This is a genomic window from Arenibacter catalasegens (assembly GCF_002909235.1).
GTDB classification, from domain to species: domain Bacteria; phylum Bacteroidota; class Bacteroidia; order Flavobacteriales; family Flavobacteriaceae; genus Arenibacter; species Arenibacter catalasegens.
Genome location: NZ_PHQQ01000016.1, coordinates 14,086 through 40,162, shown reverse-complemented (window position 1 = coordinate 40,162; position 26,077 = coordinate 14,086). Strand labels below are relative to the sequence as shown.

Below are 26,077 nucleotides of genomic sequence, written 5' to 3'. Positions count from 1 at the left end.
TAGGGATATTTCTTGAAACTCTTGTTTATTAGAGGTTTTTTAACATTTAATCAATATTTATTTCTTCCCAACCGGACTATTGGAGGAAAATTACAGTTTCTTTTGGCTTTATAATCTCCTTGTAATGAAATGGACGTTTAAGACCATTTTCATCTTGAATTATTATAGGTAGGATATCTTTGTTTTTGGAACTTTTTTTAACCCAATTGCGAGTGGTAATTTCCTTCTCTATCCGTTCTGACTTTTCCTCAAAATCATTTGTGGCAATTTTATATGACCAAGGTACCATATCAGTTTTATTGGCAAACATTGAAGAGGCATCCATGTGATCCAGCAGATTTAGCCCAGCCCCATTTTCAACTGGGGATACAAGGACTATTCTGTTCGGGATATAAAATGAGTTGTAGGCCAATTGTGCGGATAGGAGATTAATTTCACTATTGCCGGTCAGTGCAATGAAGGTGTTTTTGGTAAGGGCATTGGCCGCTTCGAACGCATCTTCCTTAAGTCCGTTGCCATAGATTGCTTTCACACCCTGTGCATTGGCTTCATGCACCAAATCCTTATTGGAATCTATTAGGATCACTTCGTTCTTTTCGGCAAGTTGTCTAGAGATGTAAAGTCCCAAGGGGTTGGCCCCAAGAATCAGGTATCCATTTCGGGCATCCTGCTTTACAAGTTCTCCCCGTTTTTTTAGCCAATTGGTTGTCCAAGAAAGTAATATGGGTACTGTAAGTGTGGTGGATATGGCCATAAATACTAATATTGAAAAAATTTCTTGGGAAATAATGTTCATCTGAAGGCCTATTCCTGCAATTATTATCTCTACAGCTCCCCTCCCGTTCATGCCTGTTCCAATCGTGAATCCTTCGCGCCAGCCGTAACCACTTGGCAGGTAAAAAAGGGTAGTTCCTAAAATTTTACCAACGACAGCTCCTGTAATAATCCAAATTAACAAGGCCAGATCTGTCTGAAATACTTCTAGGGTGACATGAAAGCCTGCGGTAACAAAAAACAAGGGTGCCAGAAATCCTATGGAGATATCATGGAAGACACCGGTAACCTCCTTAAGGACGGTTCTAGAAAATACACCATCCCTTATAAACAGTCCGGCCATAAAGGCCCCTAATATACCGTGAAGTCCGGCAAGTTCGGCCAATTCGGAAAACCCCAACACAATAATGACGATAATGCTAAAAAGCAATGTCCGGCCAGTTAGTTTAGTCTTTATAAGTAACTTACCCAATAGTGGAAATATATAAATGCCAATCAATCCTGCGAAAGAGAAAAATAGAATGGCCTTGCCCGCCACCCAACCAAGACCTACGGTATCAATGCTGCCAGCCTCGACAAAACCAATAATTCCTGCAAAAATGATTAGCGCCAAAGTATCCGAGATTAGGGCACCGGCCATAAGTACATAGGCTATTCTCGTGTCCAAAAGCTTTAAGTCTACCAAAATTCGACTTTTAGTGGCTAAGGAGGTTACACCAACGGCAATACCTACGAACAGACCGGCAATCTGTGTACCGTCAAAATATAGGATGGTATAATAGCCCATAGCAAAAGGAACAACGAATCCGCCAATAGCTGCAAGAAGACCCGCCCATGATGCTTTTCCGAGATCTTTAAAGTTGATTTCCATCCCAATATAGGCCATGAGGAAGAGGATGCCCAGTTCCGCCAAAATATTCAGGGCATTGGAAGTTTCTAGAACACCCAACAAGGCAGGACCCAACAAGATTCCAATTAGAAGTTCGCCTAAAATGGAAGGGAAACCTATGCGTTTGGCAAATATTCCCCCAAGCCAAGCGGCTGACAATACCATTAGCAGATTTACTATATTTAGTTCTACCATAAGATCAATTTGGTTGTTGGGCAATCAGATGAAAAAATAGCTAAATATTTCTTATGCGGCAAGCAAGTGCTACATAATTCTTTACAGGTTCATAAATGGGCTGTTTGTCTATATTTTTTTGGAATGAAAACATTCTGGGGAACCGGATGAAATGTGCAAATTTAAAGCCGCTTCCAAGGTTTTTTTTATCATAGATGGATTTTTTCTATATTAAAACCTATATTGCTTCAAATTTTTTTATGGTAGAACTTGCTGGAATAATCGTTCTTGGTATCATTGCACAATGGGTTGCATGGCGGTTTAAATTACCGGCCATTTTACCGCTTATCCTTATAGGTCTATTGGTAGGACCTATATCTACTTTGTTTACAGAGGACGGCACCAAATTGATCAGACCAATCTGGAATAAGACAGAGGGTTTGTTTTTAGGGGAGAGCCTATATCATTTTGTATCTCTGGCTATTGGGGTTATCCTATTTGAGGGTGGACTTACCCTGAAGCGTTCCGAGGTAGCAAGAGTGGGCCCTGTAATTACCAAGTTGATTACCGTGGGCAGTGCGGTTACCTTTTTTTTAGCAGGTACGGCCGCTCATTTTATTTTCGATCTACCTTGGCAAATTTCATTTTTGTTTTCTGCACTTATAATTGTTACCGGACCAACGGTTATTACACCAATTCTTAGGAATATTCCATTAAAAAAAGATTTATCGGCGGTATTGAAATGGGAGGGCATATTGATCGATCCTATTGGTGCACTTGTGGCGGTATTGGTCTTTGAGTTCATTAGTATAGGGGAAGGGCAAGGCTATACCCAAACAGGACTTCTTGAGTTTGTAAAGGTGCTGTTATTAGGTTTCACCTTTGGTTTTACCTTTGCACATGCCTTGACCCTGGCTATAAAAAAGAATTATGTGCCTCATTATTTGTTAAATGTGGTTTCCTTGTCTGTAGTACTTTCTGTTTTTGTCATCTCCGAACTTTTTGCACATGAATCCGGGCTGTTGGCTGTGGTGGTCATGGGCATGGTTATGGGAAATACCCAGTTGCCAAATATTAAGGAACTGCTCTACTTTAAGGAGTCGCTCAGTATACTTTTAATTTCTATGCTTTTCATACTTCTTTCGGCAAGTATGAATTTACCGGAACTGGAATTATTGTATAGTCCCAAAACGCTAGTGCTTTTTGCTATAGTGGTTTTTGTGGTAAGACCGTTGGGGGTATTTTTGAGCACGATAGGCTCCAAACTTAACTTTAAGGAGAAGTTGTTTATTAGTTGGGTTGGACCTAGGGGTATTGTTGCTGCAGGTATTGCCTCCCTTTTCGGTTCTAAATTGATTTTAAGGGGTGAACCGGGAGCGGAATATATTACACCCTTGGTCTTTATGATTGTTTTGGGAACAGTTCTGCTCAATGCATCTACTGCGCGGATTATGGCAAAATTACTGGGGGTGTTTTTGGAAAAGTCCGAAGGTATCCTCATCGTTGGAGCTTCTAAGGTACCTAGATTAATAGCCAGCTATCTTAAAAAGAATAACAGACACGTTGTGCTGATAGATAACAACTCAAATAATATTGACAAAGCCAAAAACCTAGGCCTGGAAAGCTTTGTCGCTAACATTTATTCCGACAATTTAACGGACAATATAGAACTAAATGATGTAGGTTATCTTATGGCCTTGACGGGCAACTCTGACATTAACGAATATGCGATTGATACGTTCAAGAAAGAATTTGGGGAACACGGATCATTTAGACTTGTTAATACTGATGAGATGAACGATCCTGACAATAATCCTCATGAAGGTCTTTTTTCGCATACCGATGATTTTATTACATTGACCGAAGCCGCTAGAAGTAATCCTGTGATTCATGAAATAGAATTAAAGGGCAAGGAACATTATGAAGGCCTCATTGAAATTACGAAAGCAGATAAAGGTATTATTCCCCTTTTTGTTAAGAGCTTGGATGGGGACCTCAAAATTATTTCATCCTTTAGCAAGAATTTTGAAGATATTCAGGAAGGATCTAAGTTAGTCTATCTTGGTAAGTTGTTAGACGCTGATAACAAGGAAAAAAAACCTAAAAAATAAATTCTCAAGCCAATATTTAAGAGAGCATTTCTAATATTTACTTACATGGGTCGTCTAAAAATTGTAATAATAGGCACGGTACTTTAAGTTAAATTAAAATCCAACTGCATTGAATCCACTGATAGTTTTAGCCATAATTTCAATCTATTTTGTTCTATTGATGACCATTTCGTATTTCACCTCAAGAAATAGAAGTGATGAGTCTTATTTTACTGGGGACAGACAATCGCCTTGGTTTTTGGTGGCTTTTGGAATGGTGGGAGCTGGTCTTTCAGGAGTTACCTTTGTTTCCCTGCCCGGGATGGTAGGCAACAACAATTTTTATTTCTACCAGTTTATTTTAGGCAATGTAGTGGGCTATTTGTTTATTACTTTTGTTTTGATTCCGTTGTATTACAGATTAAGGCTGGTTTCCATTTATGGATATTTGGATCAGCGATATGGGGTTAAAACGTATAAGACCGGGTCTTTGTTCTTTCTGGTGTCCCAATCCTTTGGTGCTGCGTTAAGGTTACTTCTAGCTTCAAAAATACTTCAGTTCGCACTTTTCGACAAGCTAAATATCCCATTTCCCATAACAGTAATTATTATCTTGCTCTTAGTTTGGTTATATACCAACAAGTCTGGAATTAAGACCATAGTTTGGACCGATACTTTGCAGACGACCTTTCTGGTTTTAGGCGCTATAATTACGATTTATACGATTACAACCTCCTTAAATTTGTCTTTTTCCGAGGCTGTACAGCAGGTTACCGAGCATAAGTATTTTGAGGTGTTCAATTGGGATAGCAAATCGAGCAATAATTTTTTCAAACAGTTTATAGCGGGTATTCTTGTGGCTATAGCCATGATCGGGTTAGATCAGAATATGATGCAAAAAACATTGACCTGTAAAAATCAATGGGATGCGCAAAAAAATACTTTGACTTATAGTTTAATTTTAGCCTTGACCCAATTCTTGTTTTTAGGATTGGGAATTCTACTGTATAGCTATGCGGAAAAAAATGGGATTACTTTGGCCGTTGGTGAAAACGGTGCCCTTTTGGATACGGATAACCTTTTTCCCGATTTGGCGTTAAACCACCTTGGTGTCTTTGCTGGGATCAGTTTCTTGTTGGGTATCGTAGCAGCGTCTTTTTCAAGTGTTGATTCCTCCCTAACGGCCCTGACTACCTCTTTTACCTACGATTTTCTCGATATTTCACATAAATCCAGTGCTGATAAAAAAAGGCTTAAAAACTGGGTGCTACTCGGTTTTTCTGGAGTATTATTTTTAATAATTATGTTGTTTTCCAACAGTAGGGGAGATGTGGTATCGCTTATTTTTAAAGTAGCTGGGTATACCTATGGGCCTCTTTTGGGACTTTATATGTTGGGAATGTTCACCAAGATTCAGGTTAAGGATAAATGGGTGCCCATTGTCTGTCTAATGGCACCGGTACTTACCTATTTATTGAGTGTCTACTTTGCCAAAACCTTTAATTTCGATTTCGGTTTTATCAATATAGCGGTCAATGCCGGACTTACCATAATAGGATTATTATTGGTAAAACGCAAGGGGGAAAACACTTCACTTTAATAGTTAGATTGTCATGGAACGTTCCAACTAAAATCTTTTAGGAATGGTTCATTAAGAGATGCTAATACACCATTTTAGGCAATGTTAAGGCCCTTTTAAATGAATAAAGCTTAATCGTTCAGTTTAAGCACCGCCATAAAGGCCTGTTGGGGTATTTCTACATTTCCAACCTGACGCATACGTTTCTTACCCTTCTTTTGCTTTTCCAACAATTTTCTTTTTCTTGAGATATCACCACCATAACATTTGGCCGTTACATCCTTTCTCAAGGCCTTAATGGTTTCCCTAGAGATTATTTTGGCGCCAATTGCGGCTTGTATCGGAATGTCAAATTGTTGCCTTGGAATAAGCTCCTTAAGCTTTTCGCACATTTTTTTACCGATATTGGCAGCGTTGTCTGCATGAATCAGCGCGGACAAAGCATCCACAGGTTGAGCGTTTAGTAATATGTCTACCCTCACCAATTTGGAGGTTCGTAAACCTATAGGGGTATAATCAAATGAGGCATAGCCTTTGGATACTGTTTTTAACCTATCGTAAAAGTCGAATACAATCTCTGCCAATGGCATATCAAAATTCAATTCCACTCTTTCTGTGGTTAAATAAGTTTGATTCGTGATCAGCCCTCTTTTATCTATACATAAAGACATAACGTTGCCCACAAAATCGGCTTTTGTAATAATTGTGGCTTTAATATAAGGTTCCTCTACATGATCCAAAGTAGAGGGATCGGGTAAATCTGTAGGGTTATTAACTATAATGGGCACTTCTGGATTCTTACGTGTAAAGGCATGGTAGCTTACGTTAGGTACCGTTGTGATTACCGTCATATCAAACTCTCGCTCCAAACGTTCTTGGATGATTTCCATGTGCAGCATCCCCAAGAAACCGCAACGAAATCCAAATCCAAGCGCAGCACTGCTTTCTGGAGTAAAGACCAAAGAAGCATCGTTTAGCTGTAATTTTTCCATAGAAGAACGGAGTTCTTCGAAGTCTTCCGTATCTACAGGGTATATACCTGCAAATACCATGGGCTTGACATCTTCAAAACCACCAATAGGGTTTTTAGTAGGGCTCGCGGCATCCGTTATGGTATCGCCCACTTTTACTTCACGCGCATCCTTGATCCCGGTAATAAGATAGCCCACGTCTCCGGCTTTTATACTTTGTTTGGGGTGTTGCACCAATTTTAAGGTACCTACCTCATCAGCAAAATAATTTTTGTCCGTGGCGACGAATTTTATTTTTTGACCTTTTTTTATTTCACCATTAATTACCCTAAAATAGGTTTCTACCCCTCTGAAAGGATTGTAAACAGAATCGAATACAAGTGCCTGTAGGGATTCATCTAGATTGCCCTTGGGCGCCGGGATACGTTCTATAATGGCGGTTAAAATTTCTTGAATGCCCAAGCCAGTTTTGGCACTTGCAGGGATAACGTCCTCACGCTTGCAGCCTAATAAATCAACTATATCATCGGTAACCTCTTCCGGATTGGCACTTGGTAGGTCTACTTTATTTAAAACGGGAATGATCTCCAAATCATTTTCCAAAGCCAAATAAAGATTGGAAATGGTCTGCGCCTGAATGCTCTGTGCCGCATCTACAATCAATAAAGCGCCCTCACAGGCCGCTATGGACCGTGATACTTCATAGGAGAAATCTACGTGTCCTGGAGTATCGATAAGATTAAGAACATATTTTTCGCCCTCATGTTCGTAATCCATTTGAATAGCATGGCTCTTAATGGTAATTCCACGCTCCCGCTCAAGATCCATACTATCCAGTAGCTGGTCTTGTTTTTCCCGATCGGTCACCGAACCTGTAAATTCCAACAGCCTATCGGCCAAAGTACTTTTACCGTGATCGATATGCGCTATAATGCAGAAATTTCGTATGTTTTTCATTTATGATCAATTTACCTGATCTAAATCTACCCTTGGCAAAAATTGAAGAAGCGAAAGGCAATTCAGTTTCTCATTTTCCATGATTTGCGCTCCAAGGAGTCACATGCAAACCAAAGCAACCGCAAAGATAGGCTTTATCCATGATTTTTAAAGTAAAAATCTTGGGGGTAGCTTACATGCTGCGGCTGGGATTTAATTTTGGTAGATTAATAAAGGGTTTTTCTCTGGGCAAATTACCAGTTTGTAGATTTTTACTACAAATTTTAGCGAAAGCATTGTGGGTTGTTAAGAAAAAGTTAACTTTAAATTTTTTATAACTTAGAGGCCGCTGTTTGTGACAATGTTAAAGGTTTTTGCCCCATTTCTTCTCCTATTTTGTATTCCTTTGATAGGTCAAGAATACAAGGTTTCAGGGCATATTATGCAAACAGACGGTGCTGAGGTAGCCTTCGCAAATATACTGCTTTATAAAGTACCCGACACCAGTTTTGTCAAAGGTGCAGCTTCTGATGAAAATGGTTTATTTTCTTTTGATAATGTACTCCACAACCAATACTATATTCGAGCTAGTTATATAGGGAATTATTCTGACTATAAATTCGCGGATGTAAATTCCGATTTGGATGTGGGTTCCCTTTTTATAGATGTCCTTGGACAGGAATTAAATGAGGTCATAGTAGTCTCTAAAAAGCCTACACTTGAACAAAAGGTGGATCGTTTGGTATTTAATATTGAAAACACGGCGCTTTCAGATTCGGACATATGGAATGTTCTTAAGAGTACGCCTACGGTATTTGCCATGAACGATGTGATAACGGTTAAAGGGGAAAGAGGGGTTCAAATAATGATCAACGACAAGAAAGTGAACCTGCCAGCGGAGGATGTACTAAATCTTCTAAGTGGTACTTCCGCTAAAGGGGTACAGTCGATTGAGGTGATAACAACACCGCCGGCAAAATATGATGCCGAGGGGGGGACCTTGATTAACATTAAAATGAAAAAGAATTTAATTGCCGGGTATAATGGTGCCGTTTATAATAGATATAGTCAAGGTATATTTCCCAGGCAAATGTTCGGTACCAGTCACTATTTCAAGGGTAAGCAATTGGAGGCGTCTTTTAATTATAGTTTTACCCAGAACAAGATCTTAACGAATTATACGGATATCACTAATTTTATAGAGGACGAACAAATAACGGAGACCTGGACCTCTGATCTGGAGGTTATCTATAGAAGCAAGAAACACAATACGAGTGCTTTTTTAGATTATACCATAAACGACAAGAATGCGCTAAGTTTTTCTTCCATTGCCACCATTACACCATCTTATTTGACCAAGGATTTTTCCGATACAGAAATACAGGATGCCAATAATGGCAATACCTCTGGTTTTATTACTTTGAACAATGCCAAGTTTGAATCGATCAACGCGGCCTTTTATTTGGATTATGTACACCAGTTCAATGATTTAGGGTCAAAGTTGGGGGTTAATTCACATTTTACCTACTATGATTATGATAAAAACCAGGCTTTGGAAACCGACTTTTACGATGATAGTGGGGCTACAGTTGGGGAGAACGATTTTAACACCTTTAATAAGCAGCATACCAAGTTATTTAGTGTTCAAGCCGATTATTCAACACCTATGGGAGAAGATGCCAATTTTGAATCGGGTATAAAATATGCACTTATAGATTCCGAAAGTTATATTGCCCAGGAGGGTTTTGATCGAGATCAGGAAGGAATAGCGCCTACTGAAGATGGTACATTTTTTTACGATGAGGAAATTTTTTCAAGTTATGCAAGCTTTGATGCCAAATGGAATAACTGGACGATGAAATCTGGGCTAAGGTCCGAGTATACAGAAACTAAAGGGGACTTTAGTAATAGTGAAAACAAAATTAAAAATCATTATTTGGAATTGTTTCCAACCATATTTTTTCAATTTAACCCGAACAGAAAACATAGATTCGGGGCAAGCTACAAAAGAAGTATCATTAGGCCCAGTTACAATAAAATTAATCCTTTTCAGGTTTTTCAAAGTAATAATTCCGTGGTGGAAGGCAATGTAAATCTGCAGCCATCCTTTAAGAATTCGGTGATACTGTCTTATACCTACGACAGGGACTATACCTTTGAACTTTTTTATAGATATCATAGGAATATTATGAGATTGTTGACTTTTCAGGACAATGAAAGCAAATTCCTGAGGTTTATTACGCATAATACAGATAGGGAAATGGCCTATGGAATGGATTTTATTTATAGGAAAGAGATCTCCAATTCTTGGGACACCTATTTCCTTTCTTCCTACTATTATGGTACCGAGCGTTTTACCGATATTATATCACAAGAAACCGTAGACCAGGGACTGTGGACGCTCTTGCTACAGTTCAATAATAATTTTACCATGCTGGAAGACAGATCTTTAACTGCCAGCCTTAATTATAGCTATGTTTCACCAATCGTTATTGGAAATTCCAGACAGGAATACTACAATGAATGGGGGATTTCCCTAAAAAAGAATATTTGGGGCAAAAAAGGAACCATTACTATGGGATTGACCGATATTTTTAAGCAGTTTAAACTAAAAAATACCCGAAAGTATGGCAACCAAGATAATATCTCGATTTACAGGCCGAATAATAGAATATTTTCCCTTGGATTTAGGTATAATTTTGGCAATATGAAGATTAGGGACAACTATAAGTCCAAAGATACGGATGAAAGGGATCGGCTTTAAAATATACAACCAAGTCTTGGTGAACACACAAGATATTGAGGAGATAAAATTCTGCCCAAATTGGAATTAAGCTATACCTTCATAAGATTGGAACTGACTGATTATCGATTTTTTATGCGTTTCATCGATACATTCTTAATTATGACGTAAATTTGCAGCAAGACAGGCTCCAATTATATACCTCTTGAGAACTTATAAGTTTCTTTTTTTTTGCATTTTAATTACGCCACTAACCTTATTGGGACAATTCTATGAATTAGAGGGGAAAGTGATGAATGAACTTGACCAACCCATTCCCTATTCCATCATTTTACTCTTGCAGGTATCCGATACAACAACGGTAATGGGGACCTCTACAAATGAAAAAGGAGAGTTCCTATTACCCAGGGTTCCATCTAATACATACTATATACGGGCGAGCTTTATTGGCAACTTATCCCGTCTTATTACTGTCGATATTAAGGAGGACAAAAATATTGGGTCAATAATTATTGAGGAATACAACAGCGAATTGGATGAAGTTGAAGTAGTTTTAAAAAAGCCTGTCATAGAACGTAAAACAGACCGACTAATTTTTAATGTTGCCAACACCAACTTATCCCAAGAAAGTGCCTATTCCATTATAACCAAAACACCTGGGGTAATCATAATTGGAGATCAAATCTCTATTAAAAATTCCCCAACCGTAATATATATCAATAATAGAAGGGTATATCTGTCCAATTCGGAATTAAAGGATCTGTTGGAAAATTATGCAGGAGAAAATATTAGTGCTATCGAAGTAATCACCAATCCTACCGCCAAGTACGATGCGGAAGGGAGTGCAGTTTTAAATATTTTGGCCGCAAAAAATCTGTCCATCGGTTATAAGGGCGAAGTAAGCGGTAAAATCACTCAGGCCGTTTATCCAAAATATAAGCTCAGCAGCAGTCATTATTACAAAACTGAGGCCATTAATTTGTTCGCCAGCTATGGCTATAACCCTAAAAAGGAAGACAAAATGGATGAGAGCTTTATAAATTTTTTTAATGGAAATCTCAAGGACTTTAGAAGGGAAACAACATTTGGAAGTACTTCCAAATCCAATGTGCATACCCTAAATTCTGTTGCGGATATAAAATTGGCGGAAGATCAACAATTGAGTTTGGCTGCAAACATTCTGTATTCTCCCATAAAGAGGAACAATAATGTAGTATTTACCAAAGATTTTAATCAAGCTATGGAATTAGAATCCTATTCCAATACATTCAGCAATCTAAAAAACAACAATAGTAGTATTGCCTTAAATTTGGATTATGGTATCGTTCTGGGAAATAAGGGCTCCAATTTAAAATTCATTGGCAATTATCTTTATTTTGATGATGATCTATTTCAAGATTTAAGTACCGACTATTATAATGGTGACCAATCCTTAACCAATTCTAACCGCTTTAATTCCATGTCCCAACAACGTAATAATATTGTTACTGGACAAATTGATTTTTCATTTTCATTTGGCCATGGCCAAACCGATTTTGGATTTAAGTACTCATCTATAAGGAGCAATAGTAGTATCGGTTTTAATGGTCTGGATTTACCTCCTTCCACCAGCGATGATAAATTTCAGTATGATGAGGATATTTATGCTGCCTACACGAATCTTGCTCAAGATTGGGATGCATGGAGTTTGGTATTGGGCTTAAGAGGGGAGTATATAGCTGTAAACGCCAATTCCATTTCTTTGGGGAAGCTAAATGTAGATAATTACTTTAAACTTTTTCCAAGTTTCAGCCTGCAGCACAGTAGCGGGGAAGACCACATTTTTGGACTTAGTTATAAGAGGGCCATTGAGCGGCCAAGGTATCAAAGCCTAAATCCATATCGCTATTTTTTAAATGAACAACAGTACAACACGGGCAACCCTATGCTTGGACCCGCCATAGAAAATAAGCTTACCCTTGATTATACCTTAAAGGGCAAGTACATTTTTTCCTTGTATTACCAGCATATGAATAATGCCATTGAACAACTTATCTTTCAAGATAATATCAATAAAACCTTGAACACCACGGAATTTAATATCGAGGAAAATTTTCAATATAGTGCGGATTTTATTTATTTCGATTACCTTAAAGATTGGTGGTATGTAAGCACTTATATGTCCGGATATTATTTGGAAAGTTCCTTTTTAGCACAGCAGAGTGGGGGAATTCTTCATAAGAACAATACACTTGGATATTTGGGGCAAGTCTACAATCAGTTTACCCTTTCCAAAGACAGTAGTTTTGTTTCGGACCTTTCGTTATTGTATTTATCCAACTATATAGTGGGATCTTTTGGCTATAAGAACCAGTTCACTGCCGATCTCAGTTTTAGAAAGTCGTTCAGTAAAAAACGTTTTTATATTACCCTCGCGTTCAATGATATTTTTAATACCACCAATATTCCTTTAAAATCTTCCTATCTTAATCAGGACAATGGTTTTTTCTCCAAGCCTGAAAGTAGGAGTATTTCTTTGGGATTGAGATATAAATTTGGCAATTATCGGTTGCAGGATAACAATAGGGACACTACCCCTGCGGAACAAAAAAGACTTGAAGGGAAGAAGTCGTTTTAGGAAAAGGTTGGCTTCTGAACGATTCTTATCCCCTGAAAGTTAGGATTATATAATTTTTCAGTAATTTTGCAGTCCCAAAAATTAAAGTATACAAACTGTGCCTAAAATAGGAGACATTCAATTACCGGATTTCCCATTGCTGCTTGCGCCAATGGAAGACGTTAGCGATCCACCCTTCCGTGCCTTGTGCAAGGAACAGGGAGCAGATGTGGTGTATACCGAATTTATCTCTTCGGAAGGCCTTATTCGCGATGCCGCCAAAAGCGTCATGAAATTGGATATTTATGAAAAAGAGCGTCCGGTGGGGATACAAATTTTTGGGGCCAATCTAGACTCCATGCTACAATCTGTAGAGATAGTGGAAAAGTCTGGTCCGGATATAATCGATATCAATTTTGGATGTCCGGTGAAAAAAGTGGTGAGTAAAGGAGCGGGAGCTGGTATCCTGAAGGATATCGACTTAATGGTATCTTTGACCAAAGCCATGGTAGAGCATACCAAACTGCCAATTACCGTAAAGACCCGTCTGGGTTGGGATTCCGATTCCATTAAAATTGTTGAGGTCGCGGAACGCTTACAGGATGTTGGCTGCAAGGCCATATCCATTCATGGGAGAACCAGGGTGCAAATGTACAAGGGGGAAGCCGACTGGGGCCCTATTGCTGACGTAAAGAACAATCAACGCATGCATATTCCGGTTTTTGGAAATGGCGATGTAGATACTCCTGAAATGGCCATGAAAATGAGAGATGAATACGGGTTAGACGGAGCCATGATAGGCCGTGCAAGTATTGGGTATCCTTGGTTCTTTAAAGAAGTGAAGCATTATTTTAAGACTGGACTTCATGCTGCCCCTCCCACTATGGAAGAGCGAGTAGAGGCAGCCCGTAGGCACCTACAAATGGCTATAGATTGGAAAGGAGAGCAATTGGGTGTTTTTGAAACCCGTAGGCACTATACCAATTATTTCAAGGGAATTCCCAATTTCAAAGATTATCGTATGAAAATGGTCACTAGTGATCATTCAGTAGATGTGTTTGAAGCTTTTGATGAGGTAATGGAAAAATTCGGGGATTTCGAATTTGTGGGCTAATGTGCTATTAATTTCTTATTGATTCTACTACTGGCAATTAAAGAGGCAATTATGCCTAATACAATAATAGTTGCGAACACGACAAATACATTAATAAAACTGTATTCCACTGGATAGGATAGACTAGGCGTTATTTTAAGCCAGCCAAATGCCAATTGGGACCATACCAATAACGAACCCAAAAATACGCCGATAAAGCCACCCAGCCCTGTTACCATTATGCCCTGTACAAAATAAATTCTTCGAAGCGCCTTAATGGTGGTACCCAAATTATACAAGGTCTTTGAATTTTGTTGTTTGTCCAGAATCATCATAATTATGGCGCCTACTACATTAAAAAGTGCTATGATAAGCACTAGGGTGAAGATCAGGTAAGTGGCCAGATTCTCGGTATTTAACATCCTGTGGAGGGTACTATTCAATTCCCTTCGGTCCTTTAGAACAACTTGACCCGAAAAAATACCTTCAATTTGTTGTCTAAGTTGAGAATTATTGACGTTTGTGGTCAACTTAAAATTAATACCCGATATTTGGGTACTATCCTTTTCCAGTAAGGCTTGTACCAATGGCAGATCGGCAAAAATATATTTTCGATCTAACTCCTCTTCAATTTGGTATATGCCGCTAATTACAAGAGAAGTTTCATTGTAGCTGTCCTTTAACAAACGTTGCCCCAACAATCCCTTACCTGGTTTGGGCACTCTGATAACTAACGGATTTCTAAAATTGTTGATACTCAGACCCAAAAGATTAACGATACCTTGGCCTGCGACCCCCTGTAATCCGTTTATTGCCCAATCTCCGTAAAAGTATAGGCTACTATCTATGGGTGTCGTTTTTGTATAGGTGGAATCAATTCCTTTTATATAAGCAATATGGGGTTTTTGGTCATGTGTCAAATATACCTTGTCCTCAATTTCTTTGGAATAGGCCACAACGCCCTTTAATTGCTGAAGTTCTTTGTCCTGGGACTCCGAAACGCTAAAAAATTTACCAGTTAACGGCAGTGCCTTTAAATCTGGGTCTACCATATTGGTATAGGAAAGGCTAAACGTTTTTAGTCCTGCAAAACCGGAAAGCACAATAAAGAGCGCTGCCGATCCAATAACGATGACCAGAAAAGTAATAAAATTGATGATGTTTACGGCATTTTGGCTACTCTTGGAACGCAAGTACCGCTTTGCTATGTATAAAGGGAAGTTCAACCTTATGATTTTTTCCTTTTCTCTAATAGATCAGGATTCTTAACAGGATTTTCTTCGCCCTTAAGCGATTTTTCAATGCCGTCTATATATTCTAAGGAATCATCTAAAAAGAATAAAAGTTCAGGCACCCGTCTTAATTGATTTCTGGTGCGCTGTGCAAGTTCGTGCTTGATCAAAGGCTGATTGGATTTTATACCATCCATTAATTCTTTGCCCTTGGTAGAAGGAAAAATACTAACATAAATTTTGGCAATGGAGAGATCAGAGGTGACCGACACTTTGGATACCGACATTAGCGTACCTTTTAGTCCACCATCGGTTGCCGCACGCTGTAAAATATCCGCGATATCTTTTTGTATAACCCCGCCTATTTTCTTCTGTCGTTGTGTTTCCATAGGGCAAAAATACGATATATTTATGTAGATTCTATGATTGGGAACGGATTAGCTTTAGATTATGTGGAATGTAGTATTTTTGATAAAAGGGGGTAATAAGCCCATTAAGGATAGTAATAAATTAATGGAAGACGGCAAAAATTATCCAGACTCAAGTAAATCGGCATCAGCTAAATATGGTAAATATGAACAAAATTGAACATCTGGGAATAGCGGTACATGATTTGGAGGCTTCCAATGCTTTGTTCGAAAAATTATTGGGAGTGCCACATTATAAGGAGGAAGAGGTAGCCTCTGAGGGAGTGAAAACGTCCTTTTTTAAAGCAGGTCCCAATAAAATTGAATTATTACAGGCCATTGATGACCATAGTCCCATAGCTAAATTTTTGACTAAAAAGGGAGAGGGAGTACACCATATTGCCTTTGCAGTAGACGATATTGAAGCTGAAATGGAACGCTTGACCAAGGAAGGGTTTACCGTTTTAAATACAACCCCAAAGAAGGGAGCGGACAACAAATTGGTGGCCTTTCTACATCCCAAGGGTACCAATGGGGTGTTGATAGAGCTATGCCAGGAAGATCCCTCGGCAATTGCCCAAGGTGGGGAAGAATGATATTTGCTGGGTCAGAGGTTATTTAAGTCTAATTAAGCTTGTAATTTTGTTTGCAGCGTTGAAAAATAAATAGTAATATTGCATCCGCAATTTGCGGTTCCCGATTGCTTTTTCAGATAAGCGTATTTGAAGGTAGAAGCAAAAAAGGAATTGGTCCTATAGCTCAGTTGGTTAGAGCACCTGACTCATAATCAGGTGGTCCCTGGTTCGAGCCCAGGTGGGACCACCAGAAGAAGAGTCCAGCTTATTTATTTAAGTTGGACTTTTTCTTTTAGCCCCATAAACATAGGGTTTTAGGGAGAATAGAATACTTTCCTTTAGAAGTCAACTTGTCAACTTTTTTGAGCTTTGAGGTATCCCTGTGGGTATCCCAATTTAAATCTCAGGTATCCCATTATTACAAATCTGAATTGTATGCCAATTGTTTAACCCTAAACCAATTGGTCATGAATCAAAAAAATCTAATTGTCTTATTTTATTTGAATAAGGCGAAAACAAATCAAAAAGGAAAATGCCCTATTTACTGTAGAATCACCTACGAAAAGAATAGGAAACAATTTTCTACTGGATTATTCCTAAATCCAAAACAATGGAATTCAAAGAAGCAATATGTTACTCCAGAATCTTCTAGTGGACAACATTTAAATATTCAATTAGAATTAATTTCCTCTAAAATAACAGCCACCTATCTAAAACTACAGCTTAAAGGGATTGAATTTTCAATTGATGATGTTTTCAATTACTATGTTGGAAAGCCACTAAAAGATAAAGTAAAATTAGTCTACTATATAAAGGAATATGTTGCTAAGATTAAAAAACTTATCGGGAAAGACATTCAAATGGCTACTTGGAAAAAGTACAACTATGTATGCTCCCAAATTGAACGTTATGTCAAATGGAAATATAAAAAAATTGACATCCCTTTAGGAGATTTAACTTCTCAGTTTTTAGTTGATTTTGAGTATTATTTAAAGACGGAAGAAGAACAAAGCCAGGTTACTATAAACAAGGCAATACAGCGCTTTAGGAAGCCTATTAAGGTGGCTGTAGCGGAAGGTTATTTGGATAAAGACCCCTTTGCACTACATAAGCCTAGGAGAGTTAAAAAAGAGGTTATTTTCCTGTCTACGGAAGAATTGGAAAAGTTGGAATGCCATAATTTCTCACAACCTAGGTTACAATTGGTAAAAGACCTTTTTGTTTTCTGCTGTTATACGGGTTTGGCATATAACGAAATGTCCAATTTAAAAACGGAGCACATTATAAAGGGGTTTGACGGTAACCTTTGGATTAAAATGAAAAGGGAAAAAACAAGTAAGATGATTTCCATTCCTTTACTGCCACAAGCCAAGGTCCTACTAGATAAGTATAATAAAGAAGTGGAGGATTATTCGTTGCCAAAATTTAGCAACCAAAAGATTAATTCCTACTTAAAAGAAATTGCTGATATTGTCGGAATAAATAAATCCATTAGCCATCATATGGCTAGAAAGACATTTGCATCTACTGTGCTCCTTTATAATGATGTTCCCATGGAAATAGTAAGTGAATTATTGGGGCATTCCAGTATGAAGATTACCCAAGAATATTATGGAAAGGTTGTTCAGAAAAGAGTAAGTGAAGAAATAATTAGGCTGAAAGAGAGAAACCAGCAATAGGATAAGGGCAATTAATCCGTTTTATAATAAAAAGTCCTTAACATCAACGTTTAAGGCTTTGGCAATATTGGACAAGGTAAGTATGGTGGTGTTTATTTCAGCTCTTTCTATTCTGCCCACTTGATTTTTTGGAATATCAGCCTCCATAGCTAGCTGAAATTGAGACAAGAGCTTCTCTTCCCTTAAAGCCCTTATTTTGTTGCCTAATTTGAGTAATATTTTTTTTTCTTCTACTGTAAACACACGCTAAAGGTGTGGTATACTGTAAAATAAATCGGACACATATATGTGGTTTATGCATTTATTTTTTCCATATTTGAAACGTAAAAACCAAGTTATTACGGAAAACCGTACTAGCCAAATATCATGATGAATTATTATTGCATAAACTAAACCCAAAAATTATGACAAGAAACTATTTAAGCTTTGCAATCCTTTCTTTACTAATCTGTATATCATGTTCTGATAGTGATTCTCTTAAATCGGAGAATAATAATAAAGAAGACCTTGTAAGTATCAAATTATTAAAAAGTGTTGTTGACGACAGAGAATGGACTGAAAGGGATGATTCAATAGAAATTACCTACACGAATAATCTTATGCAAACATTCGATGATATTGGTGAGAAGCAATATATTGAGTATAACTCAGATAATAAAGTGTCAAAATCCACAAACCAGTTTGATGAGGTTAAGGAATTCTTCTACGAAGAGGCAAGATTACAAATGATTTCGGATGGTGAAAAAAATGTTGTGTTCAACTTTGATAAAAATGGGAATATAACCTCAGTTATTGAAGCAGTTGAGGGGGAGTATAATCAAAGCACCTACACAACCTTTAATTCCAAAGGGGATGTAGTAACTTATAGAATAGGTCCAGAAAATACTGAACATACTTCTGTATATACTTTTGATTTTGATGATAAAATTAACCCTTTTTACTCACTTTGGTCAGAATTTGGATTTTTTATTGATTTGGAGGTTTATCCGTATGATATAATACCGCTGAATTTCAAGCATAATCCTACAAAAATATATGAAGATAATGAATTGGAGCTCGAAATTAACTATACATATGATGACGATGGTTATCCAATAAGTTGTAGGTATACTAAATATTCAAGCACAGGGGAATCCAGTGGCAATGTATTGTTTACTTATTTATAAAGAACATTGCTGATAATAATTTTGGAGCTTGAAAAGCTAGGGTTTTTCCCAAAAGTTCAAAAATCCTAATTTTCATTAGGAGACCCCACATTTAAGGAATTGTCTAGATGAGAAACTTATATGCGGGGCGTAACCTTTCATTCAGTACTTGAAGTTCAGATAGATTAATCCCATAACTATGAAAAATATACATTTAGCATTACTTGCCTGTTTAGTGTGTCTAGCCACATATGGACAATGTGATATTAAAACAACTGAAAGACCAGATGGTAATATCATTAAATACTTTAATCCTAAACCAGTAATTCGACAAACTGAATATGAAATTGGGGTTTCAATTTATAAAAATATTACAACGGAAGTAGTAATGGTCAATACTTCAGTTTTGTTTAAAGGAAAACCACCTAAAAATCTAAGAGGAAACTTAATTATTCAAACTACAAATAGCAAGGGTATATCCTTAAAGCCTGTAATGTCAGAATTGATAGAAATGAACGGTAGGGATGTGGCAATTGGGCTTTATGAAATTGATGAAACATCATATAAAGAGTTGTCAAATTACTCGTTAAAAGGCATTTATGTGTATGTCGGCGATAATTTGGTTGGCGCTACTGTTACTGAAAATAAATTGACTTTAAAAAATAATTTAAATTGTTTTTAGTGTATTAAGCTAAAATTAAAAATGATAGAACTGTAATGGATACTTCAAAATTTGTCATCTCCTTTATTGGTGGGACCGTACTAGGGGCATTTATTATTGGGTTAATAAGTGGAATTTTGCCAACTGATGGAATTACACCAATATTTATAGCAATATTAATCTTTGGATGCTGTATTGGTTTGGTTTTTTTAATTGTAGAATCAATATTCGATAATACCAAAACTTTATATGATAATATTAAAAGTTCTAAGAAGATATCTGAAACTTTTCCTAGTTATAAAAATGCCTTGTTATTTCTTCTTCAAGATAAGTCGCCTAGTTTAGTTTCTAACGACTCTAAACTCTATTCTTACATGGTACCATTGAAAAATCACAGTAAGGGCTTTGATTATTATGAATTGAGTTCAAAAAGGAATGGAGGTGTTTGCTTTAGTATCGTTACAATGATTGGATTTAACACAATAGTTAAAACGGATTCAAATGTATATTTTGAAAATCAAACAACTGGAGTATGGGCTAATATCATTTATACTACTTCGAATACACATTTTTCCAAGGAAGAATATATTGAATTGAAGAATGAAGGGGATGTACATAAAGATAATGCGAAATCAGAATTAATCGAATTAATCAGAAATAAACCAGGATATGCAGGGGAAACATCTAGAGTACTAACGGAATATTATTATAATTTTTGTTATGATAATAGAGATTTAAAGAAGTCAGCTTTGGAGCTACTTACTTATAGAAGTAGTTTTTATACAAGTTTTGCCGAAGTTAAGGAGATAAAACCCAAATTGATAGAAAGGATAGCACATAATTTAAGTGACAATATTCCTAGCGTGCTTTTTATTCTATTTTATTTAGAAAATGGTTATGTACAGAGTCAACAAATATTCATAGCGGATAATATTGACACAATTTATTCCATAATGATTGCAGAACATGTTCAAACAGCAAAAAATCTAGGACATGTACCTATTGAAAAAGAATTGACGGAAGAGGATTTTTTAATGATAGAAAACCTACTGGAAGAACAAATGAATTATTAGGTTTCTGATATTTATTAAGATTATAGATAAAGATTATGACAGCTCAATTAAAAGAAAGGCTCATTATTGATGGAAAAGAATATGGTATGGCTACGGAGCCACTGGCAGCGTATTTAAAGGAATTGCAACCTAAGCCAAAACTTATCTTATTTAGTACAGCCTGTTGGCGTGGATATATAGGAAGTTGGGAGTTAATCAACAATCAACTTTACCTCATTGATTTTAGTGGTAAAATTGAAGATGGTAATGATATTATTGATGTTGGTCTTGACTATTTATTTCCTGGGAAAGAGAGGGTATATGCCCAATGGTTTAGCGGAACCGATCGTGTACCACATGGAAAAGTCACTAAATACGTCCATGCAGATTATTTATCAGAATATGAAAAGGAATTCGCATTGGAGTTTAAGGAAGGGAACTTAATTGATTATAAAGTAATAAGGATTTAGAAGTGTCAATAGGTAATTATCATACCCCCTTAAAGTAGTAATAGTAAATCCAAACCAAAAATTTTTTTCCAGTAATTTTTTTTTACCTTTTCTCAAGGTGAAAACGTATGAACCTAGACTTCAACCCCCGCTCCTCTTGACTTTTGGGGATACCCCCGTATTGTTTAATCTTAAAAATTTAAAACCATGGTAAAAATTGTGGATTACAAAACCTATCAAAAAGAGGATGGGAAAGAATTTTATGCACTAGTGGTGCAAGGTGGTATTGAGGCGGTAAAAAGCCAAGAGACCAATAGAACGTACCTAACTGTTAGGGAGGCTAAGGTTGCATGTACATTTAAAGAAGATATGTGCAAAGCTTCTATTGGAACAGAACTTGAAGGTAGGATTGAAAGGGTGGAAACCGAACCTTATCAGTATACCAATCAGGCGACTGGAGAAGTTATGACATTGACCCACCGTTTTGAATATATAAACGAAGAGGACTCTATTCTTAGGAATAATGTGATTAAAAGCGAAGTGGTGGCTTAGAAAAGTAATGACCCGCCTAGATAATGGAAGGACTTCTACATAAGAGGTCCTTTTTTTATGCCCTATTCTCAAAAAGTATAAAGTGTAATATTTTTAATTATAAACCCTTAAAATAATAATTATGGAATTAAAAACAGCGCAACGGCACCAAGTAAAACTAAGACTTGGATTAAGTGGAGCCAGTGGATTTGGAAAGACATTTTCTGCTTTATTGCTGGCAAATGGTATTACCAACGATTGGTCTAAAATAGCCATTATTGATACTGAAAACAACAGTGCCAATTTATATGCTCATTTGGGCAATTTTAACGTGCTTTCTCTAGATGAGCTCTACAGTCCAGAAAGATATATCAATGCCATTAAAACTTGTGAGAAAGCCTCTATGGAGGTCATAGTTATTGATAGTATTACCCATGAGTGGCAGGGTAAGGGAGGCTGTCTACAGATTCATGAACAATTAGGGGGAAGGTTCCAAGATTGGGCAAAGGTTTCTCCAAGGCATCAGAGTTTTATTGATGCCATTCTACAATCCTCATGTCATATAATAACTACTGTAAGGAGCAAGATTGACTACTCCTTGGATAGTGACCAAAATGGAAAGACTAAGGTTGTCAAACATGGTACCAAAGAAATTACGCGCGAGGGCTTTGAATATGAACTTACCGTGAATTTTGAACTAATCAATGACAAACATTTGGCGAAGGCATCCAAGGATAGAACAGGCTTATTTATGGACAAACAGGAATTCATAATAAATCAAGCCACTGGGAAAAAATTGATGCAGTGGTGCAATTTGGGACTATCCTTGGAGGATGTCAAACTAGAAATAGAATCATGTACTACTGTGGATGGGTTAAGGGAATTATACTCTAAATACACCAGTATGCAGTCTGAAATACATCCATTGCTTATAAAACGAAAACAGTCCATTGAAAACATGAATAACCAATTGATTGACCAAGAAAATATTGTTGAACCAAATAAAATAAATAACAATGGAATTAATAGCTAATCATAACCCCATAGAGATGATACAGGATGCTTCAAAAGTATCCAGTAATCCATCCAGTAGTTTTATAGAAGCCAATACACAGAAGGTTTCTTTAGAGCATTTAAAAAATGACTGTGTAATTCCAGTATTTAGCAAGGATAATGAATCCACCATTTCGCATTTTCAATTTATAGATAAAGCGCATGAAGTGGTTCAAAAATTATTCCCTGAAACGGAAATTAGACCGCCAAATATTAGGGTGAGCCATGTCATAAAAGGAAGGATTCCTTCAGCAGTGGGTAAACCTGCCAAGGAGCTAATGCCACATGAAAAGACCATCTATTATGAGCGCTGTGCCTTTTTAATTGAACTGCCAAGTGTAAAAGAAATTGTGAATGGGAACGAGCTTAATTTGAGCATAGGAGGTGTGAGAAGTCTTAGCCAAGAAAACCTTTATAGTAGAAAATCTTTGGAAAAATTCAAGGTTTTCATTGGTTTCAAGAATAGGGTATGTACCAATCTTTGTATAAGTACTGATGGTTTTTCCAATGATATACGTATTGGTTCTATACTGGACATGGAGCAGCGGATGGCACAGCTATTTGAAGGTTATGATAAGGAAAAGCATATTGGGACAATGAAGCGTTTGAGCAGCTATAAATTGACTGAAAGGCAGTTTGCTCATTTCATAGGAAAACTTCGCATGTACCCGCATTTGGATAAAACCGAGCACAGGCAGGTGTTTCCTGTATCACTCAATGACAGCCAAATAAACAATGTGGTCAAGGAGTACTATGTTGGGCAAAATTTTAGTAGAGACACTGATGGGTCCATTAACCTGTGGAATTTGTACAATATGTTTACGGAAGCGAACAAGTCCTCTTATATAGATAATAATTTGGAACGCAATGTCAATGCATACGAGTTAGTGAATAACCTAGGTATTTCCATGGAAAACCACACCTCCAATTGGTTGCTCTCAAATTAATATTATAGCTATTTCCTGTTTTGAGGGGAGGTGCAAGTTTAAAATATCCTCCTAGAAAATAATGTTATGAATGAAAAACAACTGGCAGAATTGCTTAAATACAGCTCCCCTAATGAACTTTACGTTGTGACCTGGAACAACTTGCTGAAGCTCCTATTTACCCCCTTTAAAGTCCTTGTTTTAGATGATTTGGAGGCATTGGTGAAAGGGAGCGTAGTTTGGGTGGAGCATGTAAAGATTACCAAGGAATTAAAAACGGTATATATTATTCAGGGGAGGGCATATTACTACCATCACTTTGAAATATTAACGGATTAGTTCCTATAGAGCAAACGGAGTTATGCTGAATTTTGGATATCCAAGCTTTTGAGACGGTTTCTCCTATATCAAAAAACCACTGAAAATGATTTTGTGCAACAAGGTTTGATTTATTAGTCTTTAAATCGGATTACCTTTATTTATTACTTACATTGGTTACACTAATTACATTGTATAAATTGACGCAGTGTAACTAGTGTAAGTAATTTGTTATATGAGGTATGTTATTAGAGAATTAAATTTTACGGATTTTACTACTGAGATAAATTATCATGGTTTAAGGGAAGATTTCCGCATTCAATCAATAGAGCAGCCTAGTCTTCAAGAACTTGAGCTTTTGCACTCCGTAACCGATTTTAAAATCAAGGAGCTTGATGTTGATGACGAACGTGGTATAGTTGGAGAAATATACAAGTACTTTTTAAAAGACTTTTTATATCCGAAAGTTTCAAGAATGGCAATCTACCATTATGGGGAATTCCAAAAGAATATTGATGAAAAATCAATTATCAATTCCGAATCCCTCCAGAACTATTCCAAAATAGTTATAAATGACTATCTTAAATGGTTTAGTGTAATAGAAGAAGCCCCTCATCTGGATGATGAAATTAAAAAAAGAGTTTTACAACAATTGGAAAGATTAATCCAGGATATTGAAAATTATATAAAGCATCCTTTTCCTTATGCAGACGGAAAACTTAAATTCAATTGGAACAAAGCTGATGTTCTCTATTTCTTCCACCTCCTACGAGAAAATAAACAAATAGAATACTTATCTAATACAGCGTATGCAAGGATTATTGACAATTTGATTGAATACAGTGACGGAGAAAATTTTTCACCGATCAATGATTCCAGAAAAAGACTAAGCGCATACAATCAACAAACTCCTCCTATAGTTTCAGAATCGAAGAAAAGACTTATGAATACGTTCCAGAATCCAGACTTCTACAAGGAATAATCCTTAGGGACAATAAACTTTCCTCAAATTTTATTTACTCTTCTTCATTACTTTGTATTGGATCCAGTCATGAATGGAATCTATAGCGCTATAATTGGGTTAAACTCCCGACCTTAGAAAAGAGGGAGAAATTTAAAAGAAAAGAAAGGAGTATGCATTTCTAGAGTGTGTATTCTAAATGAAGAAAAATTATGTTTAAAAACAAAAAAAATGAGGATGTAGAAACAGATAAAGAGCATCCATTATCAATTATGGAATTAATTAAGAAATCAGAAAAGGAGCCCGCTCCTGAAATCATATGGCGAGGAATTACTAAAGGTTCGTTCGGATTTATATTTGGTCCCAGTAAATCAGGTAAAACTGTTTTATGTGAAAACTTGGCGATGAAATTAGCTGTTGGTTCAGAGGATTATTTAGGCGATAAGTTGATTGAGCAACCTCAAAAAGTCTTATTCGTAAGTCTTGAGGAATATTGGCTCAGCAGAGCTTATCGAAATGCTAAACAAATAAGCATTTTTGAAGATGTTTCAAAGAAAAGATTGGAACAAAATTATCAAACTTCGCCTAAGGATTTTTTAAGATATGTTGATAATGATAAAGATTGGTCGCGTTTTCAAAACTTAATTGAAGAAAGTGAGGCTCAGGTTGTTTTTATAGACAGTTTGACCAGACTTGCCTCAAATATTGAAGAAAGTGAGACCGCTAAAAGGGTGACCCAAAAGCTTAGGGATATTACCTATAATCTAGGGATTACCATGATTGTTATTCATCATTCAACGAAAATGGGAGACAAACCCATTACACGTGATAGTATGGCTGGTAGTAGAGTTTTGGCTCAAGAAGCTGACTTTGCCATTGCAGTTACTAGAACACAGTTGAATGACAGGTATATTAAAAATATCTTTTTCAGGTACGCCGATGATTATTCTGAAACCGTAACAACGTATAGTATTGACGACAAACTTTGGATTAACTCCATCGGTGAAGTTCATGAATATAAGTTGTATCAGGAAATGGATGGTCGTAGGGACAATAGTAACGCAGACGGGATTTTGGAGTATCTAAAATCGAACTCATGCAGTGCTAGTGGTGAATTGGAAAAGGAATTTGTCTCAACGAATACTATGAGCCGAAAAACGCTCTTTAATAACCTTAAAAAGTTAATTCTACAAAATGAAATAGTTAATAATAATGGGAATTACTGCATACCAAAATAAACTAT

At 36.8% G+C, this 26,077-nt stretch carries 22 protein-coding genes and 1 tRNA gene; 18 read left to right on the top strand and 5 right to left on the bottom strand.

Annotated features, from left to right (window positions below; translation table 11 throughout):
- Nucleotides 1-76 precede the first annotated feature (76 nt).
- Nucleotides 77-1,858, bottom strand: coding sequence for a cation:proton antiporter (locus CWD90_RS13325; protein ID WP_157941225.1), 1,782 nt, complete (start codon nt 1,856-1,858; stop codon nt 77-79).
- 239 nt (nt 1,859-2,097) lie between these two features.
- Between CWD90_RS13325 and CWD90_RS13320 the strand changes: the two genes are divergently transcribed.
- Together CWD90_RS13320 and CWD90_RS13315 are read left to right on the top strand one after the other, a co-directional pair.
- Nucleotides 2,098-3,948 (top strand): cation:proton antiporter, encoded by a 1,851-nt coding sequence (locus tag CWD90_RS13320; RefSeq protein WP_103476619.1) that lies wholly within the window; start codon nt 2,098-2,100, stop codon nt 3,946-3,948.
- A gap of 109 nt (nt 3,949-4,057) precedes the next feature.
- Complete coding sequence (locus CWD90_RS13315) at nt 4,058-5,527, top strand: sodium:solute symporter (protein ID WP_103476565.1); 1,470 nt, start codon at nt 4,058-4,060, stop codon at nt 5,525-5,527.
- 110 nt (nt 5,528-5,637) lie between these two features.
- Here the strand turns inward: CWD90_RS13315 and lepA are convergent, their stop codons facing one another.
- Nucleotides 5,638-7,434, bottom strand: a complete 1,797-nt coding sequence (lepA, locus tag CWD90_RS13310; protein WP_103476564.1) for a translation elongation factor 4 — start codon at nt 7,432-7,434, stop codon at nt 5,638-5,640.
- Between the two features lie 385 nt (nt 7,435-7,819).
- On the opposite strand from lepA, the gene CWD90_RS13305 reads away from it, so the two are divergent.
- The 3 genes from CWD90_RS13305 to dusB all read left to right on the top strand — a co-directional run bounded on the left by CWD90_RS13305 (nt 7,820) and on the right by dusB (nt 13,866).
- Nucleotides 7,820-10,177: an outer membrane beta-barrel family protein gene (locus CWD90_RS13305; protein ID WP_157941224.1), complete on the top strand. Its 2,358-nt coding sequence runs from the start codon at nt 7,820-7,822 to the stop codon at nt 10,175-10,177.
- Between the two features lie 271 nt (nt 10,178-10,448).
- On the top strand, nt 10,449-12,773 hold the full coding sequence (locus CWD90_RS13300) for an outer membrane beta-barrel family protein (protein ID WP_157941223.1): 2,325 nt from the start codon (nt 10,449-10,451) through the stop codon (nt 12,771-12,773).
- Nucleotides 12,774-12,870: 97 nt separating this feature from the next.
- The gene (gene dusB / locus CWD90_RS13295) at nt 12,871-13,866 is read left to right on the top strand and encodes a tRNA dihydrouridine synthase DusB (protein ID WP_103476561.1); all 996 of its coding nucleotides are present in this window, start codon (nt 12,871-12,873) and stop codon (nt 13,864-13,866) included.
- Here the strand turns inward: dusB and CWD90_RS13290 are convergent.
- Together CWD90_RS13290 and rbfA are read right to left on the bottom strand one after the other, a co-directional pair.
- Nucleotides 13,863-15,071 carry an ABC transporter permease gene (locus CWD90_RS13290; RefSeq protein ID WP_103476560.1) on the bottom strand — a complete coding sequence of 403 codons (1,209 nt, stop codon included), beginning with the start codon at nt 15,069-15,071 and terminating at the stop codon, nt 13,863-13,865. The genes dusB and CWD90_RS13290 overlap by 4 nt on opposite strands.
- Before the next feature lie 2 nt (nt 15,072-15,073).
- Nucleotides 15,074-15,466 carry a 30S ribosome-binding factor RbfA gene (rbfA, locus tag CWD90_RS13285; protein WP_103476559.1) on the bottom strand — a complete coding sequence of 131 codons (393 nt, stop codon included), beginning with the start codon at nt 15,464-15,466 and terminating at the stop codon, nt 15,074-15,076.
- 185 nt (nt 15,467-15,651) lie between these two features.
- Here rbfA and mce point away from each other — a divergent pair, with 185 nt between their 5' ends.
- From mce to CWD90_RS13270, 3 genes are all read left to right on the top strand, one after another.
- Nucleotides 15,652-16,080, top strand: a complete 429-nt coding sequence (gene mce / locus CWD90_RS13280) for a methylmalonyl-CoA epimerase (protein WP_103476618.1) — start codon at nt 15,652-15,654, stop codon at nt 16,078-16,080.
- Nucleotides 16,081-16,232: 152 nt separating this feature from the next.
- Nucleotides 16,233-16,309, top strand: a tRNA-Ile gene (locus tag CWD90_RS13275).
- Nucleotides 16,310-16,526: 217 nt separating this feature from the next.
- Nucleotides 16,527-17,738 (top strand): site-specific integrase, encoded by a 1,212-nt coding sequence (locus tag CWD90_RS13270; RefSeq protein WP_103476617.1) that lies wholly within the window; start codon nt 16,527-16,529, stop codon nt 17,736-17,738.
- 21 nt (nt 17,739-17,759) lie between these two features.
- On the opposite strand, the gene CWD90_RS13265 is transcribed toward CWD90_RS13270, so the two are convergent.
- Nucleotides 17,760-17,981 (bottom strand): helix-turn-helix domain-containing protein, encoded by a 222-nt coding sequence (locus tag CWD90_RS13265; protein ID WP_103476558.1) that lies wholly within the window; start codon nt 17,979-17,981, stop codon nt 17,760-17,762.
- A 161-nt stretch (nt 17,982-18,142) separates the two neighbouring features.
- Here CWD90_RS13265 and CWD90_RS13260 point away from each other — a divergent pair, with 161 nt between their 5' ends.
- The 10 genes from CWD90_RS13260 (at nt 18,143) to CWD90_RS13215 (ending at nt 26,072) form a co-directional block, all read left to right on the top strand.
- Complete coding sequence (locus CWD90_RS13260; RefSeq protein WP_103476557.1) at nt 18,143-18,904, top strand: hypothetical protein; 762 nt, start codon at nt 18,143-18,145, stop codon at nt 18,902-18,904.
- Between the two features lie 178 nt (nt 18,905-19,082).
- Complete coding sequence (locus tag CWD90_RS13255) at nt 19,083-19,565, top strand: hypothetical protein (RefSeq protein ID WP_103476556.1); 483 nt, start codon at nt 19,083-19,085, stop codon at nt 19,563-19,565.
- Nucleotides 19,566-19,600: 35 nt separating this feature from the next.
- Nucleotides 19,601-20,617, top strand: a complete 1,017-nt coding sequence (locus tag CWD90_RS13250) for a hypothetical protein (protein WP_103476555.1) — start codon at nt 19,601-19,603, stop codon at nt 20,615-20,617.
- Nucleotides 20,618-20,652: 35 nt separating this feature from the next.
- Nucleotides 20,653-21,066 (top strand): hypothetical protein, encoded by a 414-nt coding sequence (locus CWD90_RS13245; RefSeq protein ID WP_103476554.1) that lies wholly within the window; start codon nt 20,653-20,655, stop codon nt 21,064-21,066.
- 186 nt (nt 21,067-21,252) lie between these two features.
- Nucleotides 21,253-21,597 carry a hypothetical protein gene (locus CWD90_RS13240; protein ID WP_103476553.1) on the top strand — a complete coding sequence of 115 codons (345 nt, stop codon included), beginning with the start codon at nt 21,253-21,255 and terminating at the stop codon, nt 21,595-21,597.
- 121 nt (nt 21,598-21,718) lie between these two features.
- Nucleotides 21,719-22,609, top strand: coding sequence for an AAA family ATPase (locus CWD90_RS13235; protein WP_103476552.1), 891 nt, complete (start codon nt 21,719-21,721; stop codon nt 22,607-22,609).
- Nucleotides 22,593-23,576, top strand: a complete 984-nt coding sequence (locus CWD90_RS13230) for a DUF3871 family protein (protein WP_103476551.1) — start codon at nt 22,593-22,595, stop codon at nt 23,574-23,576. The genes CWD90_RS13235 and CWD90_RS13230 overlap by 17 nt, the downstream gene beginning before the upstream one ends.
- Nucleotides 23,577-23,642: 66 nt before the next feature.
- Nucleotides 23,643-23,894, top strand: coding sequence for a hypothetical protein (locus CWD90_RS13225; protein WP_103476550.1), 252 nt, complete (start codon nt 23,643-23,645; stop codon nt 23,892-23,894).
- A gap of 214 nt (nt 23,895-24,108) precedes the next feature.
- Complete coding sequence (locus tag CWD90_RS13220) at nt 24,109-24,855, top strand: hypothetical protein (protein ID WP_103476549.1); 747 nt, start codon at nt 24,109-24,111, stop codon at nt 24,853-24,855.
- Nucleotides 24,856-25,046: 191 nt separating this feature from the next.
- Nucleotides 25,047-26,072 (top strand): AAA family ATPase, encoded by a 1,026-nt coding sequence (locus CWD90_RS13215; RefSeq protein WP_103476548.1) that lies wholly within the window; start codon nt 25,047-25,049, stop codon nt 26,070-26,072.
- Nucleotides 26,073-26,077 lie beyond the last annotated feature (5 nt).

Excerpts from the sequence above, each read along its gene's own strand:
- CWD90_RS13325 (WP_157941225.1), bottom strand. The coding sequence starts at position 1,858 with ATGGTAGAACTAAATATAGTAAATCTGCTAATGGTATTGTCAGCCGCT.
- CWD90_RS13320 (WP_103476619.1), top strand. The coding sequence starts at position 2,098 with ATGGTAGAACTTGCTGGAATAATCGTTCTTGGTATCATTGCACAATGG.
- lepA (WP_103476564.1), bottom strand. The coding sequence starts at position 7,434 with ATGAAAAACATACGAAATTTCTGCATTATAGCGCATATCGATCACGGT.
- CWD90_RS13300 (WP_157941223.1), top strand. The coding sequence starts at position 10,449 with ATGAATGAACTTGACCAACCCATTCCCTATTCCATCATTTTACTCTTG.
- rbfA (WP_103476559.1), bottom strand. The coding sequence starts at position 15,466 with ATGGAAACACAACGACAGAAGAAAATAGGCGGGGTTATACAAAAAGAT.
- mce (WP_103476618.1), top strand. The coding sequence starts at position 15,652 with ATGAACAAAATTGAACATCTGGGAATAGCGGTACATGATTTGGAGGCT.
- CWD90_RS13270 (WP_103476617.1), top strand. The coding sequence starts at position 16,527 with ATGAATCAAAAAAATCTAATTGTCTTATTTTATTTGAATAAGGCGAAA.
- CWD90_RS13260 (WP_103476557.1), top strand. The coding sequence starts at position 18,143 with ATGACAAGAAACTATTTAAGCTTTGCAATCCTTTCTTTACTAATCTGT.
- CWD90_RS13255 (WP_103476556.1), top strand. The coding sequence starts at position 19,083 with ATGAAAAATATACATTTAGCATTACTTGCCTGTTTAGTGTGTCTAGCC.
- CWD90_RS13250 (WP_103476555.1), top strand. The coding sequence starts at position 19,601 with ATGGATACTTCAAAATTTGTCATCTCCTTTATTGGTGGGACCGTACTA.
- CWD90_RS13245 (WP_103476554.1), top strand. The coding sequence starts at position 20,653 with ATGACAGCTCAATTAAAAGAAAGGCTCATTATTGATGGAAAAGAATAT.
- CWD90_RS13240 (WP_103476553.1), top strand. The coding sequence starts at position 21,253 with ATGGTAAAAATTGTGGATTACAAAACCTATCAAAAAGAGGATGGGAAA.
- CWD90_RS13235 (WP_103476552.1), top strand. The coding sequence starts at position 21,719 with ATGGAATTAAAAACAGCGCAACGGCACCAAGTAAAACTAAGACTTGGA.
- CWD90_RS13230 (WP_103476551.1), top strand. The coding sequence starts at position 22,593 with ATGGAATTAATAGCTAATCATAACCCCATAGAGATGATACAGGATGCT.
- CWD90_RS13225 (WP_103476550.1), top strand. The coding sequence starts at position 23,643 with ATGAATGAAAAACAACTGGCAGAATTGCTTAAATACAGCTCCCCTAAT.
- CWD90_RS13220 (WP_103476549.1), top strand. The coding sequence starts at position 24,109 with ATGAGGTATGTTATTAGAGAATTAAATTTTACGGATTTTACTACTGAG.
- CWD90_RS13215 (WP_103476548.1), top strand. The coding sequence starts at position 25,047 with ATGTTTAAAAACAAAAAAAATGAGGATGTAGAAACAGATAAAGAGCAT.